We start from the raw sequence: 15523 nt of genomic DNA, 5'->3' as shown, positions 1-15523 counted from the left end.
CGAGCGAAGCGAGCCTCGAGACCGCCCCGGGCGGACCGATGACTCCCGCCCTCGTCCCCCCTCGATCTGGCATGACCACCCGACTCAGCCCCTACCTCCACTTCAACGGCGGCGCCCGCGCCGCGATCACCTTCTACGAGTCCGTCTTCGGCGGTGAGCTCCTCGTCAACACCTTCGGTGAGATGGGGATGGAGGGCGAGCAGGCCGACAAGATCATGCACTCGCAGCTCGAGACCCCGCACGGGCTCGTGCTCATGGCGGGCGACACCCCGCCGGACGTGACGGTCTCTGCGAGCGACACGGTGACCCTGTGCCTCAGCGGTGACGACGAGGCCCAGCTCACGGCGTGGTTCGCCGCGCTCTCCGAGGGCGGCGAGATCCAAGTCCCGCTCGAGAGGCAGATGTGGGGTGACGTCTTCGGCCAGTGCGCCGACCAGCACGGCGTGAGCTGGATGGTGAACATCGTCCCGCAGCCCTGATCGGGCCCGGCGGTGAGACCATGAGCACATGACCACCGAGAAGCCCCTGATCATCGTCGGCAACGACGGCTCCGACGCGGCCGAGCCCGCCCTGCGCTGGGCGCTGGACCACGCCCGGGCCGTGGGCGGCGCCGTACGGGTCGTGCGTGGCTGGTCGATGAAGACCGCGCCCCGCCCCGAGACCCAGACGGTCGGCCACATCCCGCCGATCGAGGACTTCGAGGCCGCCGTGCTCCAGGACCTCCGGGCCGACACCGAGCGCGTCGCCGCCGACCACGCCGGCGTCGAGGTCGAGTACGTCGCCAAGCGCGCCCCCGCTGCCAACGCCCTGCTCGACTGCGCGAGCGACGCCGACCTCGTGGTCGTCGGCGCCCGCGGCCTGGGCGGCTTCCGCGGCCTGACCCTCGGCTCCGTCGCCGACCAGGTGAGCCGCCACTCCCCCGTGCCCGTGGTGATCGTCCGCAACCGCAAGACGGCGGAGACCGAGCGCTCGATCCGCCAGGGCTAGCAGTCGCCGAGGGACGTCGTCCGGCGCCGCACCACGGACGACGTCCCCGAGACGCAAGAAGGGCCCGACACCTCACGGTGTCGGGCCCTCCTCGTCTCAGTCGATCAGCTGCAGCCGCTGGTGGAGCCGCAGCCCTCGCAGACGTAGCAGGAGCCGGCGGGACGCATCTTGGTGCCGCAGGTCATGCAGAGCGGGGAGTCGACCGCGGTGCCGGTGAGCTTCTCGAGGAGCTCGGCGGAGGTGTGGGCCTCCTGGCCGGAGTGGATCGTCGCGGGGACCTCGCGCTGCTCGGCGCCCTTGGAGTCCTTGGTCTCGACGACCTGACCCTCCACGGTCTCGGGATTTCGAGACGGTTGCTTCGCAACCTCCTCAACCACCGAACCCTCCTCGATGAGCTCCGAGGCGGAGCCGGTCTCCTCGACGAGCTCGTAGGAGCCGGTCTCGAGGTGACGCTGACGCTCGTCGGCGGAGTAGATGCCCATCGCGGAGCGCTCCTCGAAGGACAGATAGTCCAGGGCCAGGCGGCGCCAGACGTAGTCCATCAGGGACTGGGCCATGCGGACGTCCGGGTCGTCGGTGAGACCGGCCGGCTCGAAGCGCAGGTTGGTGAACTTCGCGACGTAGGTCTCGAGCGGCACGCCGTACTGGAGGCCGATGGAGACCGCGATCGAGAAGGCGTCCATGACGCCGGCGAGCGTGGAGCCCTGCTTGCCGAGCTTGAGGAACACCTCGCCGAGCTGACCGTCGTCGTGCGCACCGGAGGTGAGGTAGCCCTCGGCACCGCCGACGGTGAACGACGTGGTGCGCGACAGGCGCGACTTGGGCAGGCGCTTGCGGACCGGGGCGTAGACGATCTTCTCGATCACCTTGGTCGCCTCGGCGACCTCCTCCTCCACCTTGCTGGTGTTGGAGTCCTGGCCCTTGTTGTCGCCCTTGCCGCCGGAGAGCGGCTGGCCGACCTTGCAGTTGTCGCGGTAGACGGCGGTGGCCTTGAGGCCCAGCTTCCACGACTGCAGGTAGATGTCCTCGATCTCCTCGACCGTGGCGGTCTCGGGGAGGTTGACCGTCTTGGAGATGGCGCCGGAGAGGAACGGCTGGCAGGCCGCCATCATCCGGACGTGGCCCATCGGCTTGAGCGAGCGGGCACCCATGGCGGTGTCGAAGACCTCGTAGTGCTCCTGCTTGAGGCCGGGGGCGTCGATGACGTGGCCGTGCTCGGCGATGTAGTGGACGATCGCCTCGACCTGCTCGCCGACGTAGCCCATCTTGCGCAGGGCGCGCGGGATGGTCTGGTTGACGATCTGCATCGAGCCGCCGCCGACGAGCTTCTTGAACTTGACCAGCGAGAAGTCCGGCTCGATGCCGGTCGTGTCGCAGTCCATCATGAAGCCGATGGTGCCGGTGGGCGCGAGCACGGAGGCCTGCGCGTTGCGGAAGCCGTTGACCGCACCCAGCTCCTGGACGTCGGCCCAGGCCTGCGTGGCGAGGCGGTGCACCTGGCTGTCGACGATCCCGAGGGTGCGGATCGTGTCGTTGGCGGCCTGGTGCTTGCGCATGACCCGCTTGTGGGCCTCGGCGTTGCGGGCGTAGCCGGCGTAGGGGCCGACGATCGCGGCGAGCTCGGCCGAGCGCTTGTAGGACTGACCGGTCATCAGCGAGGTGATGGTCGCGGCCATCGCGCGGCCGCCGTCGGAGTCGTAGCCCAGGCCCATGGCCATGAGCAGCGCGCCGAGGTTGGCGTAGCCGATGCCCAGCTGGCGGTAGTCGCGGGTGGTCTGGCCGATCGGCTCGGTCGGGAAGTCGGCGAAGCAGATCGAGATGTCCATCGCGGTGATGATGAACTCGACGGCCTTGGCGAACAGCGGCGCGTCGAAGGTGTCGTCGTCCTTGAGGAACTTGAGCAGGTTCAGCGAGGCGAGGTTGCACGAGGAGTTGTCGAGCGACATGTACTCCGAGCACGGGTTGGACGCGGTGATGCGGCCGGTCTCGGGGTTGGTGTGCCAGTCGTTGATCGTGTCGTCGTACTGCAGGCCGGGGTCGGCGCACTCCCAGGCGGCCTTGGAGATCTTGGTGAAGAGCTCGCGGGCGTCGATCATCTCGATGACCTCGCCGTTCTTGCGGCCGCGCAGGGCGAAGTCGGTGCCGTCCTCGACCGCGCGCATGAACTCGTCGCTCACGCGGACGGAGTTGTTGGCGTTCTGGTACTGGACCGAGGTGATGTCGGCGCCACCGAGATCCATGTCGAAGCCGGCGTCGCGCAGGGCGCGGATCTTGTCCTCCTCGCGCGCCTTGGTCTCGACGAACTCGACGATGTCGGGGTGGTCGACGTCCAGGACGACCATCTTGGCCGCACGACGCGTGGCGCCGCCCGACTTGATGGTGCCGGCGGAGGCGTCGGCGCCGCGCATGAAGGAGACGGGGCCCGAGGCCGTGCCGCCGGAGGACAGCAGCTCCTTGGAGGAGCGGATGCGGGAGAGGTTGAGGCCGGCGCCGGAGCCGCCCTTGAAGATGAAGCCCTCCTCCTTGTACCAGTTGAGGATCGAGTCCATCGAGTCGTCGACCGACAGGATGAAGCAGGCCGACACCTGCTGCGGCGAGGGCGTGCCGACGTTGAACCACACCGGGGAGTTGAAGGAGAAGTACTGGTGCACGAGCAGCCAGGTCAGCTCGTGCTCGAAGACCTCGGCGTCACCGTCGGTGGCGAAGTAGCCGTGGTCGAGACCGGCCTTCGTGTAGGTCTTCACGATCCGGTCGATGAGCTGCTTGAGGCTCCACTCGCGGGCGTCGGAGCCGACGGCGCCGCGGAAGTACTTGGTCGTGACGATGGTGCTGGCGTTGACCGACCAGAAGTCGGGGTACTCGACCCCGCGCTGCTCGAAGACCGTGGCGCCGGTCTTCCAGTTGGTCTGGACGACGTCGCGGCGCTCCCAGGTGAGCTCGTCGTAGGGGTGGACACCCTCGGTGCTGAAGACGCGCTCCATGGTGAGGCGCTTGCCGAAGACGGTGTCTCCCGCGCCCCTGCTCGTGCCGCTGACGGTCTCGGTCATGGTTCTCCTCGTGCTTCCTGGTGCGGGTGGAGGGCTGCTTCTAGTCAAGCTGGGAGCACCGACAGCCCCGGGTGGGCTGGTGCTCGACGATTGGTGCGCCCGGCAGGCCGCTTCCCCACGACCTGCCGGGCGGTTCTGGGTCAGCCGCTGGGGGCTGAGTGGGCGAGCGCGGCCGGGGAGTCCGGGACGGCTCGCTCAGCGCGCAGGCTGGCGATCTCGTCCTCGAAGTCGTCGGCCGACTCGAAGGCGCGGTAGACGCTGGCGAAGCGGAGGTAGGCCACCTCGTCCAGCTCACGGAGAGGCTGCAGGATCGCGAGGCCGACCTCGTGGGCCGGGATCTCGGCGGCACCGGACAGACGCAGGGCGTCCTCGACGGCCTGGCCCAGGCGGGCCAGCGCGTCCTCGGTGACGGGACGACCCTTGCACGCCTTGCGGACGCCGGAGATCGCCTTGTCGCGGGTGAACGGCTCCGTGGCGCCGGAGCGCTTGAGCACGGTCAGCTGCATCTGCTCCACGGTCGTGAAGCGCTTGCCGCAGCCCCCGCTCTCGGCCGAGCACGTACGTCGGCGGCGGATGGAGCAGCCGTCGTCGGACACCCGTGAGTCGAGGACCCGGGTGTCGGTGCTGCGGCAGTACGGGCAGTGCATCGGGTCCTCCTCTCGGGTGGTGACCGTGCTGCAGACTGTGGAGAACGAGCTCTCCACTGTGGATAACAACCGCGGAACTGTGCGTCATCCCGCTGAAACTGTGTGCGGGGACCCTGCGGCCTGTGCACTAGATGTGGATAACTACATCGTTGTAACTACTAGATGTTGTGGAAGCGTACGCCCCGGCCGCCGCGGCACGCAAGGGGGTCCGCGGAATTGCCGCGGACCGGCTCCAGCAGGCGGCGTTCACGCAGGTCAGCAGGGGTGAGCCGGTCCGGACCGGCCGCGCGTCACTCCTGAGCGGCCAGGCCCGAGAGTGCGGCGAGATCGCGCCACCACGCGATCCGGGTGGGCCGACCGTCGTAGTCGCGACGCTGGTTGGCCCCGCTGGTGCCCGGCAGCACGAAGACCTGGCTCTCCCCGACGTACCAGTCCGCCGCGCCCAACCCGACTTTCGGTCGCTTGAGGGCGCGGGCCGCCTCGTGCGCGACGCCCTTGGAGGTGAAGGCCAGCCACTCCGGCGCCCAGCGCTCCACCTTGGCGGCGAGCTCGTCGATCTCCACCCAGCGCGGGTCCCAGTGGCCGACCAGGTCGGTGAGGCCCAGCCCCAGCTCGACCACCGAGGCGCCCTCCTCCGGACGCAGCCGCCGTGGCGACATGCCGCTGAGGTGCAGGGACTCCCAGAAGCTGTTGCCGGGCGAGGCGTAGTAGTGGTCGCGGCTCTTGATGCTCTCGGCGCCGGCCAGGCCGCAGAACACGACGACCGGGGCGGGACCGACGATGTCGGGGAGGACCTCCATGACGCCCCGGTGCCCGCTGGGGCGCGGGCGATGCCCACCGACGGCCCGCGGGTCCTGGTAGGAGGGCAGCGGTCCATCAGACACAATGGCCCCCGTGAGCCAGGGAAAGCGTGCCGGGTCGCGCCGGGGGGCCAAGCCCCAGCGCGGGTTCCGGCCCGCGCTGCTGGCCTACGCCCTCGGGGTCACCGCGGCCGTCCTGGCCTGGGGCTACCTGGTCTACGCCGCCATCGACTTCGGCACCGAGGCACGCGGCGGCGACTCGCAGGCCTGGGCGTTCCTCGCGCTCGCCTCCGTCGGCGCGGTGGCCTGCCTGTTCCTCGGCCTGATCCTCGTCGCCCGGATCCTGCGAGCCCTCGGCCTCACCCGGTCCTCGGCGCCGCCCGCCCCGAGCGACACGCCCACCCCGGCCCCGCCCTCCGGCGGCGGCCGCCGCGCCGCCCGCTGACACAGCCCCGCCACCCCCGACGAGCCCGGGAGTACGCGCAGCGAGTACTCCCAAGGGAGGACGAGCGCAGCGAGGACTCCCCCATGCCGCAAGGGGCGGGGCCACCGTGTGGCCCCGCCCCCTGTCTTCCCCGGCTCGTCAGCCGGGGTCGAGGCGGCTGACGAAGTCTGTGTGGGTCTACTCGTCGGGCACGATCAGCTGCTGGCCGACCGTGACCATGCTCGAGTCGAGCGCGTTGAGGCGGGTGATCTCCTCCATCGTGGAGCGGGTGTCGCCTTCCGGGTCCACGTCGGCGGCGATGTCCCACAGGGTGTCGCCGGCCCCGACCATGACCACGCGGGTGGGCTCGGGGGTGCCGGCCTCCTGGGTCGCCACGGAGCCGGAGGCGAGGGCGAAGCCCACACCCAGGACGACGCCCAGAGCCAGGAGCAGCACGACGAGCCGGCCGCGACGGGTCAGGCGCAGCGTGCTCGCCTGCCGGGTCTGCGGGATCGGGCGGTGCAACGTCATCGTGCTCATCTGGGACCTCCTGGGGAAGTGGCGGTCAGCCTCGGTATGTGTCGAGCAAGGTCTAACGGTGGCCACCGACACCCACCGGAGATCGGCGAGCGATCCTGCGGCGATTGCGGCCCACTCGATCAGACGTTCGATCGAACATGTGTACGAGACTAGATCAGGTGTTCGAACGAAATCAAGACCCTGGACGAACAAATGTTCGAACGCCTCGGCGGGAGGGGGCGCGACACGCCGTTCGAACAGGTGTTTGAACAAACCCGCCGATGGTGGGACCCTCACCTCATGGCCAAGAAGACTGTCACCGAGCTCCCCGACGGACCCCCGGACGCCACGGGCCTCACCCCCCGGCAGCTGCGCGTGCTCGCGACCATCAAGGACAGCATCGAGCGACGGGGCTATCCCCCGAGCATGCGCGAGATCGGCCAGGCGGTCGGGCTGACCAGCAGCTCGAGCGTGGCCCACCAGCTCAAGACGCTGGAGGAGAAGGGCTTCCTCAAGCGCGACCCCAACCGGCCGCGCGCGCTCGAGGTCTTCCTCCCGGAGGTGATGGCGGCCCGACGCTCGATGAGCAGCGCCGAGGAGTCGTCGTACGACGAGACCGGCATCGGCGACGTCGCCCCGGCCCCCACCAACGTGCCGCTGCTCGGCCGCATCGCGGCCGGCGGACCGATCCTGGCCGAGGAGACCTTCCAGGACGTCTTCCCGCTGCCCCGCCAGCTGGTGGGCGAGGGCGAGCTCTTCCTGCTCGAGGTCTCCGGCGAGTCGATGATCGACGCCGCGATCTGCCACGGCGACTACGTCGTGATCAAGCGCGAGCAGACCGCCGAGAACGGCGAGATCGTCGCCGCGCTGATCGACGGCGAGGCCACCGTCAAGACGCTGCAGCGCAAGGACGGCCAGGTCTGGCTGCTGCCGCACAACGAGGCGTTCGAGCCCATCGACGGCACCCACGCGACCATCCTCGGCAAGGTCACCGCCGTCCTGCGTCGCATGTAGGCTCGCGCGGGTGCCTCCCCTCAGCGCTCGCCGCGCACCCGTCCTCCTGCTGGCCCTCCTCGCCGTCCTGGCCTCGCTCCTCGCGGCGCCGAGCGCAGGGGCCGTCGACCGGGACGACACGGCCGTTGAGAGCGCGGCGGAGGGTGCCGAGGACGCGCCCGTCGAGGTGTCCTCCCCCGAGGCCGAGCAGGCGCTCGACATCGCCGAGGACGCCCTCGAGGGCGAGGGTGACGAGGACGTCGACGCCACGCTCGCCCTGCGCGAGCTCGCGCTGCGGCTCGACGAGCTGGAGGGCGCCGACCGCGTGACTGCGGAGCGGATCTTCGCCCGGCCCACGTCGCCGTCCGACGACGACACCTACGGCCCCTTCCCGGTCTCCAGGATCTGCTCCCCCGTGGTCTGCGTGCACTACGTGAAGGCCGGCCCCGAGGCCGCGACCGACGCGTGGGCGGCGAAGACGCTGGCGACCACGACGTCGGTGCACAACCGCTACGTCGCCGCCGGCTACAAGGCCCCCAAGCCCGACGGCACGCGGGGCGGCGACGCGCGCACGGACATCTACATCGCCAACATCGGCGACCGCGGCCTCTACGGCTACTGCACCACCGACGAGCGCAAGCCGTTCCGGGCGCCGTACGACCGCTACGCCTACTGCGTGGTCGACAACAACTACGCCGAGGCCGGGTTCGCCGCCCACACCCCCGACGAGAACCTCCAGGTGACCGTCGCGCACGAGTACTTCCACGCCGTCCAGTACGCCTACGACTTCGCCGAGGACGCCTGGTTCCTCGAGGCGACCGCCGCCTGGATCGAGGACGAGGTCTACGACTCCGTCGACGACAACCGCCAGTACCTCGCCGCCAGCCCGCTGCGCCGCCCCCGCCTCTCGATGGACCGCTTCAACCCCAACAACGGCTACCACTACGGCGTCTGGATCTTCTTCCGTCGGCTCAGCGAGCGGTTCCCGGGCACGCAGGGGGGCCTGCCGACCATCGTCCGGGACATGTGGCGCCGCGCCGACGGCTCCGGCCCGGCCCGGCGCAACCAGTACTCCTGGCAGGCCGTCTCCAGCGTGCTGAAGGCGCGCGGCACCTCCGCCCAGCGCGAGTTCAGCACCTTCTCCGCCGCCAACCGGCGCCCGCGCAAGACCTACTCCGAGGGCGCCGCCTACCGCGCCGCTCCCCTGGCGGGCCGCGCCCGGGTCTCGCGCGGCCTGGTCAGGCGCGAGGTGCGCCTCAACCACCTGAGCTCCGCCACCTACCGGCTCACCCCGGTCGCCGCGCTCCGCGCTCCCCGGTGGAAGGTGCGCGTCAAGCTCGACCTGGCCTCGGCCTCCCGCGGGTCGCGCGCCGTCATCACGACGTTCTTCAAGAACGGCACGCAGAAGGTGCAGGTCGTGCGCCCCGGCGCGCGTGGCAACGCCCAGCGAGCCGTGCCGTTCTCGCGCTCGACCGTCTCCTTCGTCGAGGTCACGCTGGTCAACGCCAGCGGCCGCTTCCGGTGCTGGCGCGGGACGGCGTTCTCCTGCCAGGGCAAGTCGCGCGACGACGGTCAGCGGCAGAAGCTCGCGGCCCGCGCCTACCGCTAGCGCACGCACGGTGAACGCCGGATGACCATCCGGCGTTCACCATCACCTCGCGGCGGCTCCCACGTTGACTACTGACGTGAGCCTCCCCTCGTTGCCCGTACGCCGCCGCGCCGTCCTCGCCACCGGCACGGCAGGTGCCGGCGCGGCCGCGCTGGCCGGAGCCGCACCAGCCCCCGCCGAGGCGGCCGGGCGCCGCTTCTTCCAGCACGGCGTCGCCGCCGGCGACCCGCTCCCCCACCGGGTCGTGATCTGGACCCGGGTCACCCCCACCGCCGCGAGCCGCCCCGGCTCGGGAGAGGGGCCCCGCGTCGAGGTGACGTGGGAGGTCGCCCGGGACCGCCGGTTCCGCCGGATCGTGCGCCGCGGCAGCGTCACCACCGGTCCCGGACGGGACCACACCGTCAAGGTCGACGTCGGCCGCCTCTCCGCGGCGACCTGGTACTTCTACCGCTTCCGCTACCGCGGCACCTCGAGCCGCGTCGGGCGCCTGCGCACGGCGCCCGCGACCCGCAGCCTGCCCGGCCACCTGCGCTTCGGCGTCGTCTCGTGCGCCAACCTGCAGGCCGGCTGGTTCAGCGCCTACCGCGGCCTGGCGCGGCGCGACGACCTGCACGCCGTCATCCACCTCGGCGACTACCTCTACGAGTACGCGCCCGGCGCGTACGGCGCCGGCTCCGACGACACCGACGTCCGTCGCCACGAGCCGGCGCGCGAGATCGTCTCCCTCGCCGACTACCGCCAGCGCCACGCGCAGTACAAGCGCGACCCCGACCTGCAGGACCTGCACGCGAAGTACCCGTTCATCGTCACCTGGGACGACCACGAGGTCGCGAACGACCAGTGGAGCGCGGGCGCCGAGAACCACGACGCCGGCGAGGGCGGCTTCGCCCGCCGGCGGGCACGGGCCCACCGCGCGTACGACGAGTGGATGCCCGTACGCCTCGACGGCACCGCCCGGCTCGGAGACGGCGACCGGCTCTTCCGGCGGCTGCGCTTCGGGCGTCTCGCCGAGATCAGCATGCTCGACCTGCGCACCCACCGCAGCCGCCAGGTCAGCACGGCACTGCCGTTCCCCGCTCCCGCCGCGGAGGCCGCGATCAGCGACCCCGACCGCACCATCGTCGGACGCCAGCAGATGCGCTGGCTCAAGGACTCGCTCAGCAGGCGCGGCGCGCAGTGGAAGATCGTGGGCAACCCCGTCATGATCGCGCCGCTCGGGCTGCAGGGGCTGCCCGACGAGGTCCTGCGACCCGTGAACAACGTGCTCGAGGTGCTCCCCGACGACGGGTTCCCCCTCAACGTGGACGCCTGGGACGGCTACACCGACGACCGCCGGGAGCTCTTCGCCCACATCCGCGACCGCGGGATCGGGGACACGGTCTTCATCACCGGCGACATCCACGGCGCGTGGGCCTGCGACCTGCCCTACGACGCCTCGACGTACCCGGTCGTCGACGGGTCGGCCGGCGTGGAGTTCGTGTGCACCTCGGTGACCTCGAACAACCTCAAGGACCAGCTCGGCACCCCGCCTCGCAGTCCGGCCAGCCTGGCGGTCGAGCGGGTGATCCTGGCCAACAACCGCCACATCAAGTACCTCAACTTCGACGACCACGGCTTCTCGGTGCTCGACATCACGCCCGCGCGCACCCAGATGGACTGGTTCGTGATCGGCGACCGGCGCGACCGCAGGACCCGGATCAGCCACACGGCGTCCTGGCAGACGCGAGCCGGCACCGCGAAGGTCACCCCCGTCGATCGGCCGGTGGGCCGATGACCACGCCCTTCGAGGCCGGGCTCGCGGAGGTGCGCACCGGCCGCCGTACGTTGCTCAAGGTGGGCGGCGCCGGCCTGGCGTTCTCCACCGCGGTCGCGACGACGGCAGCGGCGGCGGGCCCGCCGCCGGGCGACCGCAAGCGGGCCTACGTGCTCGTGATCGACGGCTGCATCCCCGGCGAGATCGACGGCGGCCTGACGCCCCGGCTCCGAGCCCTCCGCGACGGCGGCCACCGCTTCCCGCGGGCGGTCTCGATGCCGATCATGGAGACGATCCCCAACCACGTGATGATGATGACCGGCATGCGTCCCGACCGCACGGGGGTGCCGGCCAACGCGATCTACGACCGCCGGCTGGGCGAGACCCGCACCATGGACCGCGCCTCCGACATCCGGGTCGACACCGTCATCCAGCGGCTCAACCGTCGCGGCTACCGGACGGGCACGGTGCTGAGCAAGGAGTACCTCTACGGCGTCTTCGGCACCCGCGCCACCCACCGCTGGGAGCCGGCGCCGATCATCCCCGTCTCCGGCCACGCCCCCGACGTCTTCACGATGCGGGCCGCGCGCACGATGGTGCGGGAGTACGACCCGCACCTGATGTTCGTCAACCTCGGCGACATCGACCGGTTCGGTCACTCCGACTTCACCGGCACGACGGTCCGCCTCGCCCGGCGCCTCGCGCTCGCCGACACCGACCGGCTGGTCGGGCAGTTCGTCGACATGCTCCAGTCGACCGGGCGGTGGCGCCACTCGATGCTGATCGTGCTGGCCGACCACTCGATGGACTGGTCGACCCCCGACAGGGTGATCTCGCTGCAGGCGTCGATGGACGCCGACCCGCTGCTCGCCGGCAAGGTGCGGATCTCGGCCAACGGCGGCGCCGACCTCCTGTACTGGACCGGCGCGACCGCCGACCGTCCGCGCGCGATCCACCGGATGCGGCAGATCGCGCTGGCCACCCCCGGGGTGCTCTCCGCTCCCCGACGGGACGCGAAGGCGCTGCGACTGGGCCCCAACGCCGGCGACGTCGTGGTCTTCTGCAAGGCCGGCTGGCGCTTCAGCGACCCGAACCCGGTCACCGACAACCCCATCCCCGGCAACCACGGCCACCCCGCCACCCGGCCGATCCCGTTCTTCATCGCCGGCGGTCACCCACGCGTGCCGCGCCGCAAGGCGTCCTCCGCGCTGGCCCGCACCGTCGACGTCGCTCCCACGGTCGCGTCGTTCTTCGGCGCCGGCAAGCCGCGCCGCGGCTGGGACGGGCGCGCCCGGATCTAGCGGGAGCCCGCGGTCGGCGTGGATGTGCAGGCTGCCGGCTAGACCTTCGCCAGGCGCTGGAGCGCCTTGCGGACGACGGCGGGGTCGGTGGTGGTCCACATCGGCGGCAGGCTCGCCTTGAGGAAGCCGCCGTAGCGGGCGGTGGCCAGGCGGGGGTCGAGGACGGCGACGACGCCGCGGTCGTCGGTGGTGCGGATCAGGCGCCCAGCGCCCTGCGCCAGCAGCAGCGCGGCGTGGGTGGCGGCGACCTGCATGAAGCCGTTGCCGCCGGCGGCGTCGGCGGCCTTCTGGCGCGCGCTCATGAGCGGGTCGTCGGGGCGGGGGAACGGGATCCGGTCGATGAGCACGAGCTGGCAGGTCTCGCCGGGGACGTCGAGGCCCTGCCACAGGCTGAGCGTGCCGAAGAGGCAGGTGTGGGGGTCGCTGACGAACTGCTTGGCGAGCTCGGGCAGCTGGGCGTCGCCCTGGGCGAGCGTGGTCAGGTGGGGCAGCTGCTCGCGCACGTGCTCGGCGGCGGCCTCGGCCGCGCGGCGGCTGGAGAACAACCCGAGGGTGCGGCCGTCGGCGGCGTCGACGAGCTCGCAGATCTCGTCGAGCTGTGCCTTGACCAGGCCGTCGCGGCCCGGCGGCGGCAGGTGCCTGGCGACATAGAGGATCGCCTGCTGGCCGTAGTCGAACGGCGAGCCGACGTCGATGCCGACCCAGGGCAGCACGCCCTCGCCGCCCCGGACCGCCGCGCCGTCGACCAGGCGCTCGGAGGGCTTGAGGCCCACGCTGCTGGCCAGCGAGGAGAAGTCGCCGCCGAGCATCAGGGTGGCCGAGGTCATCACGACGGTCTTGTCCGTCAGCAGCTTGTCGCGCATCTGGCCCCACACCTGCAGCGGCGCCACGCACAGGCGCGGCGGGATGCGCTCGGTGCCCTCGCTGAGCCAGAGCACGTCGGCGTCGGAGCCCGCGGCCATCCGCTCGGCGGTCACGAAGACGTCCTGGACCGAGCCGCGCGCCTGGGTGCGGCCGGCATCGGCGTCGGCGTCGCCGCCCTTCTCCTTGGGGTAGGCCGACAGGCAGGTGCGCGCGGCGTCGCGCACCAGCACCAGGGCGTCGGCGAGCTCCTCGGGCACCTTCTCGAACCGGCCGGGCCGGGCAGCGGCGATCGCGTCGCGCAGCGCACCCGCGGCGTCGGCGAGGTCGTCGGCCTCGGGCCCCTCGACGTGGCGCTGGGAGCGGCGCGACGCACGCTCGACGTCGCTGGCCGTCAGCTCGTCGGTGGCGGCCTGGGTCACCCGGGCGGTCAGCTCGTGGGCCTCGTCGATCACCACGACGTCGTAGTCGGGGATCATCGGCACGCCCTCGATCGCGTCGATCGCGAGCAGCGAGTGGTTGGTGATGACCAGGTGCGAGCGGTGCGCCTTCTCGCGGGCCAGCTCGGCGAAGCACTCCTGCCCGAACGGGCACTTGGCCGCGCCCAGGCAGTCGCGGTGGCTGACGCTGACCTGGCGCCAGTCCTTGTCCATGTGGCGCGGGGCGGAGTCGCGCTCGCCGCTGCCACCGTCCTTGGCCTCCTCCTCGGCCCACGCGCGCAGCTCCAGGATCTTCTGCCCCATCGAGCCGGCCGGCAGGTCGACCAGCGCACCCTGCTCGTCGGGGACCCCCTCACGCACGCGGTGCAGGCAGGCGTAGTTGGAGCGGCCCTTGAGCACGGCGTAGGAGGTGTCGACGCCGGGCACGTCCTTGACGGCCTCGATCAGGCGCGGCAGGTCGCGCTCGACCAGCTGGTGCTGCAGCGCCAGCGTGGCGGTCGCGACCACGACGCGCTCGTCGTTCATCAGGCTCGGCACGAGGTAGGCGAGCGACTTGCCGGTGCCGGTGCCGGCCTGGACCAGCAGGTGCTTCTTCGACGTCATCGCGGTGGCCACGGCCTCGGCCATCGTCACCTGGCCGGCGCGCTCCTTGCCGCCGAGCGCCTCGACCGCGGTCGCGAGCACCTGCGTCAGCGGGAGATCGGAGGGCTCGGACACCCGAGAACCCTAGCCGCGCCCACCGACCGTCGGGTGACGCCGTCCCCAGGTGGGGGCGCGGTGGCGGGCCGGTGGCGGGCGGCGGTGGGCAGTTTCACCAAGGGATGTCGCCGTGGCGTCACCTCCCTCGGTCTGCAGCCCGTGGGAAGTGACGGTTCCCCTGCATACCTTGGGGAAACGTCACCGGCGCGGAGCCTCACACCAGCGCCAGGCTCCGCGCCTCGATGTAGTCGGGCGAGAGGACGTGGCCGATCGCGAGGGCGGCGGCGCCGAGCACGCCGGCGCGCTCGCCGGCCTGGGCGGTGACGATGCTGAGGTGCTCGGTCGCCAGGGGCAGCGAGCGCTGGTAGACGACCTCGCGGATGCCGGCGAGGAGGCTCTCCCCGGCGGCGGCCAGGGAGCCGCCGATGACGATGACCGAGGGGTTGATGACGTTGACCAGCACCGCGACGACCTCGCCGAGGTCGCGTCCGGCCTGCCGCATCGCCTGGACCGCCGCCGGCTCACCGCTCTGCACGAGCGCGACGACGTCCTGGCCGGCGCCCACCTCGACGCCGGCGCGTCGGAGGGACTCGACGATCGCCGGACCGGCGGCGACGGCCTCGAGGCAGCCCTGGTTGCCGCAGCGGCAGGTGACGTCGCCGGCGCGCGAGACCCGGACGTGGCCGAGGTCGCCGGCGGTGCCCTGCGCGCCGCGCTGGAGCTCGCCACCGGAGATCAGCCCGGCGCCGATGCCGGTGCTGACCTTGATGAAGACCAGGTTGTCGACGTCGGGCAGGTGGGCGTGCTGCTCGCCCAGGGCCATGATGTTCACGTCGTTGTCGATGAGCACGGGCACGGGGAAGGCGCGCTGCACCCGGGCCGGTACGTCGTAGCGGTGCCAGCCCGGCATGATCGGCGGGTTGATCGCGCGGCCGGTGTCGTGCTCCACGGGGCCGGGCAGGCCGATGCCGATCGCGGCGAGCTCGGAGACCGTGCGCTCCTGGTCGGCGAGCATCTCGGCCACGACCTCCTCGACCCAGCCGAGCACGTGGTCGGGTCCGGTCGCCACGTCGATGTCGGCCCGGCGCTCGACCAGGATCGTCCCGGAGAGGTCGGCCAGGGCCGCGGTGGCGTGCGTCGCGCCGATGTCGACGCCGACGACGACCCAGGCGCGGGGGTTGAGCGCGAGCAGCGACGGCGGCCTGCCGCCGGTGCTGACGCCGCCGCCGTAGGGTGCCACCAGCCCCATCCGCATCAGCACGTCGATGCGCGAGGCGATGGTGCTCCGGGCCAGGCCCGAGGCGTCGGCGAGCTCCGCGCGAGTCCGGGGCCGGCCGTCGCGCAGGAGCTCGAAGACGTCGCTGGTCCGCACCGCCGCAGTCTTCCACGCGGGAGTTATGAACGTCCAGCGAAGAACTTTTGCCAAAACCTCGACAGAAGTCC

The 15523-nt window shown here is 71.7% G+C and carries 13 protein-coding genes; 7 read left to right on the top strand and 6 right to left on the bottom strand.

The features are described from left to right. The first annotated feature begins 71 nt into the window (after positions 1–71). Both IRQ30_RS01725 and IRQ30_RS01720 read left to right on the top strand, forming a co-directional pair. Positions 72–479 carry a VOC family protein gene (locus IRQ30_RS01725; RefSeq protein WP_193611315.1) on the top strand — a complete coding sequence of 136 codons (408 nt, stop codon included), beginning with the start codon at positions 72–74 and terminating at the stop codon, positions 477–479. A 28-nt stretch (positions 480–507) separates the two neighbouring features. Continuing rightward, positions 508–987, top strand: a complete 480-nt coding sequence (locus IRQ30_RS01720) for a universal stress protein (RefSeq protein WP_193611314.1) — start codon at positions 508–510, stop codon at positions 985–987. Positions 988–1091: 104 nt separating this feature from the next. On the opposite strand, the gene IRQ30_RS01715 is transcribed toward IRQ30_RS01720, so the two are convergent. The 3 genes from IRQ30_RS01715 to IRQ30_RS01705 form a co-directional block, all read right to left on the bottom strand. Further along, complete coding sequence (locus tag IRQ30_RS01715; RefSeq protein ID WP_193611313.1) at positions 1092–4034, bottom strand: vitamin B12-dependent ribonucleotide reductase; 2943 nt, start codon at positions 4032–4034, stop codon at positions 1092–1094. Positions 4035–4174: 140 nt separating this feature from the next. Continuing rightward, positions 4175–4681, bottom strand: coding sequence for a transcriptional regulator NrdR (gene nrdR, locus IRQ30_RS01710; RefSeq protein WP_193606548.1), 507 nt, complete (start codon positions 4679–4681; stop codon positions 4175–4177). A gap of 290 nt (positions 4682–4971) precedes the next feature. Next, the gene (locus IRQ30_RS01705) at positions 4972–5481 is read right to left on the bottom strand and encodes a mismatch-specific DNA-glycosylase (protein WP_193611312.1); all 510 of its coding nucleotides are present in this window, start codon (positions 5479–5481) and stop codon (positions 4972–4974) included. A 94-nt stretch (positions 5482–5575) separates the two neighbouring features. Here IRQ30_RS01705 and IRQ30_RS01700 point away from each other — a divergent pair, with 94 nt between their 5' ends. Then, positions 5576–5926 (top strand): hypothetical protein, encoded by a 351-nt coding sequence (locus IRQ30_RS01700; protein WP_193611311.1) that lies wholly within the window; start codon positions 5576–5578, stop codon positions 5924–5926. A 177-nt stretch (positions 5927–6103) separates the two neighbouring features. On the opposite strand, the gene IRQ30_RS01695 is transcribed toward IRQ30_RS01700, so the two are convergent. Next, entirely contained in the window at positions 6104–6445 is a 342-nt protein-coding gene (locus IRQ30_RS01695) for a LysM peptidoglycan-binding domain-containing protein (RefSeq protein WP_193611310.1), read from the bottom strand. 279 nt (positions 6446–6724) lie between these two features. Between IRQ30_RS01695 and lexA the strand changes: the two genes are divergently transcribed. From lexA to IRQ30_RS01675, 4 genes are all read left to right on the top strand, one after another. Further along, positions 6725–7438, top strand: a complete 714-nt coding sequence (gene lexA, locus IRQ30_RS01690; RefSeq protein WP_193606552.1) for a transcriptional repressor LexA — start codon at positions 6725–6727, stop codon at positions 7436–7438. A 10-nt stretch (positions 7439–7448) separates the two neighbouring features. Continuing rightward, positions 7449–9026, top strand: coding sequence for an MXAN_6640 family putative metalloprotease (locus IRQ30_RS01685; RefSeq protein ID WP_193611309.1), 1578 nt, complete (start codon positions 7449–7451; stop codon positions 9024–9026). A gap of 76 nt (positions 9027–9102) precedes the next feature. After that, the gene (locus IRQ30_RS01680) at positions 9103–10800 is read left to right on the top strand and encodes an alkaline phosphatase D family protein (RefSeq protein ID WP_338089523.1); all 1698 of its coding nucleotides are present in this window, start codon (positions 9103–9105) and stop codon (positions 10798–10800) included. Continuing rightward, positions 10797–12080 (top strand): alkaline phosphatase family protein, encoded by a 1284-nt coding sequence (locus tag IRQ30_RS01675; RefSeq protein WP_193611308.1) that lies wholly within the window; start codon positions 10797–10799, stop codon positions 12078–12080. Before IRQ30_RS01680 ends, IRQ30_RS01675 begins: the two co-directional genes overlap by 4 nt. A gap of 38 nt (positions 12081–12118) precedes the next feature. Here IRQ30_RS01675 and IRQ30_RS01670 read toward each other — a convergent pair whose 3' ends face one another. Together IRQ30_RS01670 and IRQ30_RS01665 are read right to left on the bottom strand one after the other, a co-directional pair. Beyond that, positions 12119–14098: a helicase C-terminal domain-containing protein gene (locus IRQ30_RS01670; RefSeq protein WP_193611307.1), complete on the bottom strand. Its 1980-nt coding sequence runs from the start codon at positions 14096–14098 to the stop codon at positions 12119–12121. 196 nt (positions 14099–14294) lie between these two features. Continuing rightward, the gene (locus IRQ30_RS01665) at positions 14295–15452 is read right to left on the bottom strand and encodes an ROK family protein (protein ID WP_338089522.1); all 1158 of its coding nucleotides are present in this window, start codon (positions 15450–15452) and stop codon (positions 14295–14297) included. Between the last annotated feature and the right edge of the window lie 71 nt (positions 15453–15523).

Origin of the sequence: Nocardioides lijunqiniae (genome assembly GCF_015024225.1) — a bacterium.
Taxonomy (GTDB): domain Bacteria; phylum Actinomycetota; class Actinomycetes; order Propionibacteriales; family Nocardioidaceae; genus Nocardioides; species Nocardioides lijunqiniae.
The sequence above is the reverse complement of the archived record's forward strand: the minus strand, read 5'-3'. Positions and strand labels throughout refer to the sequence as shown.

Bases quoted from the DNA above. Each gene is read 5' to 3' on its own strand.
- IRQ30_RS01725 (WP_193611315.1), top strand. From the start codon at position 72: ATGACCACCCGACTCAGCCCCTACCTCCACTTCAACGGCGGCGCCCGC.
- IRQ30_RS01720 (WP_193611314.1), top strand. From the start codon at position 508: ATGACCACCGAGAAGCCCCTGATCATCGTCGGCAACGACGGCTCCGAC.
- IRQ30_RS01715 (WP_193611313.1), bottom strand. From the start codon at position 4,034: ATGACCGAGACCGTCAGCGGCACGAGCAGGGGCGCGGGAGACACCGTC.
- nrdR (WP_193606548.1), bottom strand. From the start codon at position 4,681: ATGCACTGCCCGTACTGCCGCAGCACCGACACCCGGGTCCTCGACTCA.
- IRQ30_RS01705 (WP_193611312.1), bottom strand. From the start codon at position 5,481: ATGGAGGTCCTCCCCGACATCGTCGGTCCCGCCCCGGTCGTCGTGTTC.
- IRQ30_RS01695 (WP_193611310.1), bottom strand. From the start codon at position 6,445: ATGAGCACGATGACGTTGCACCGCCCGATCCCGCAGACCCGGCAGGCG.
- lexA (WP_193606552.1), top strand. From the start codon at position 6,725: ATGGCCAAGAAGACTGTCACCGAGCTCCCCGACGGACCCCCGGACGCC.
- IRQ30_RS01675 (WP_193611308.1), top strand. From the start codon at position 10,797: ATGACCACGCCCTTCGAGGCCGGGCTCGCGGAGGTGCGCACCGGCCGC.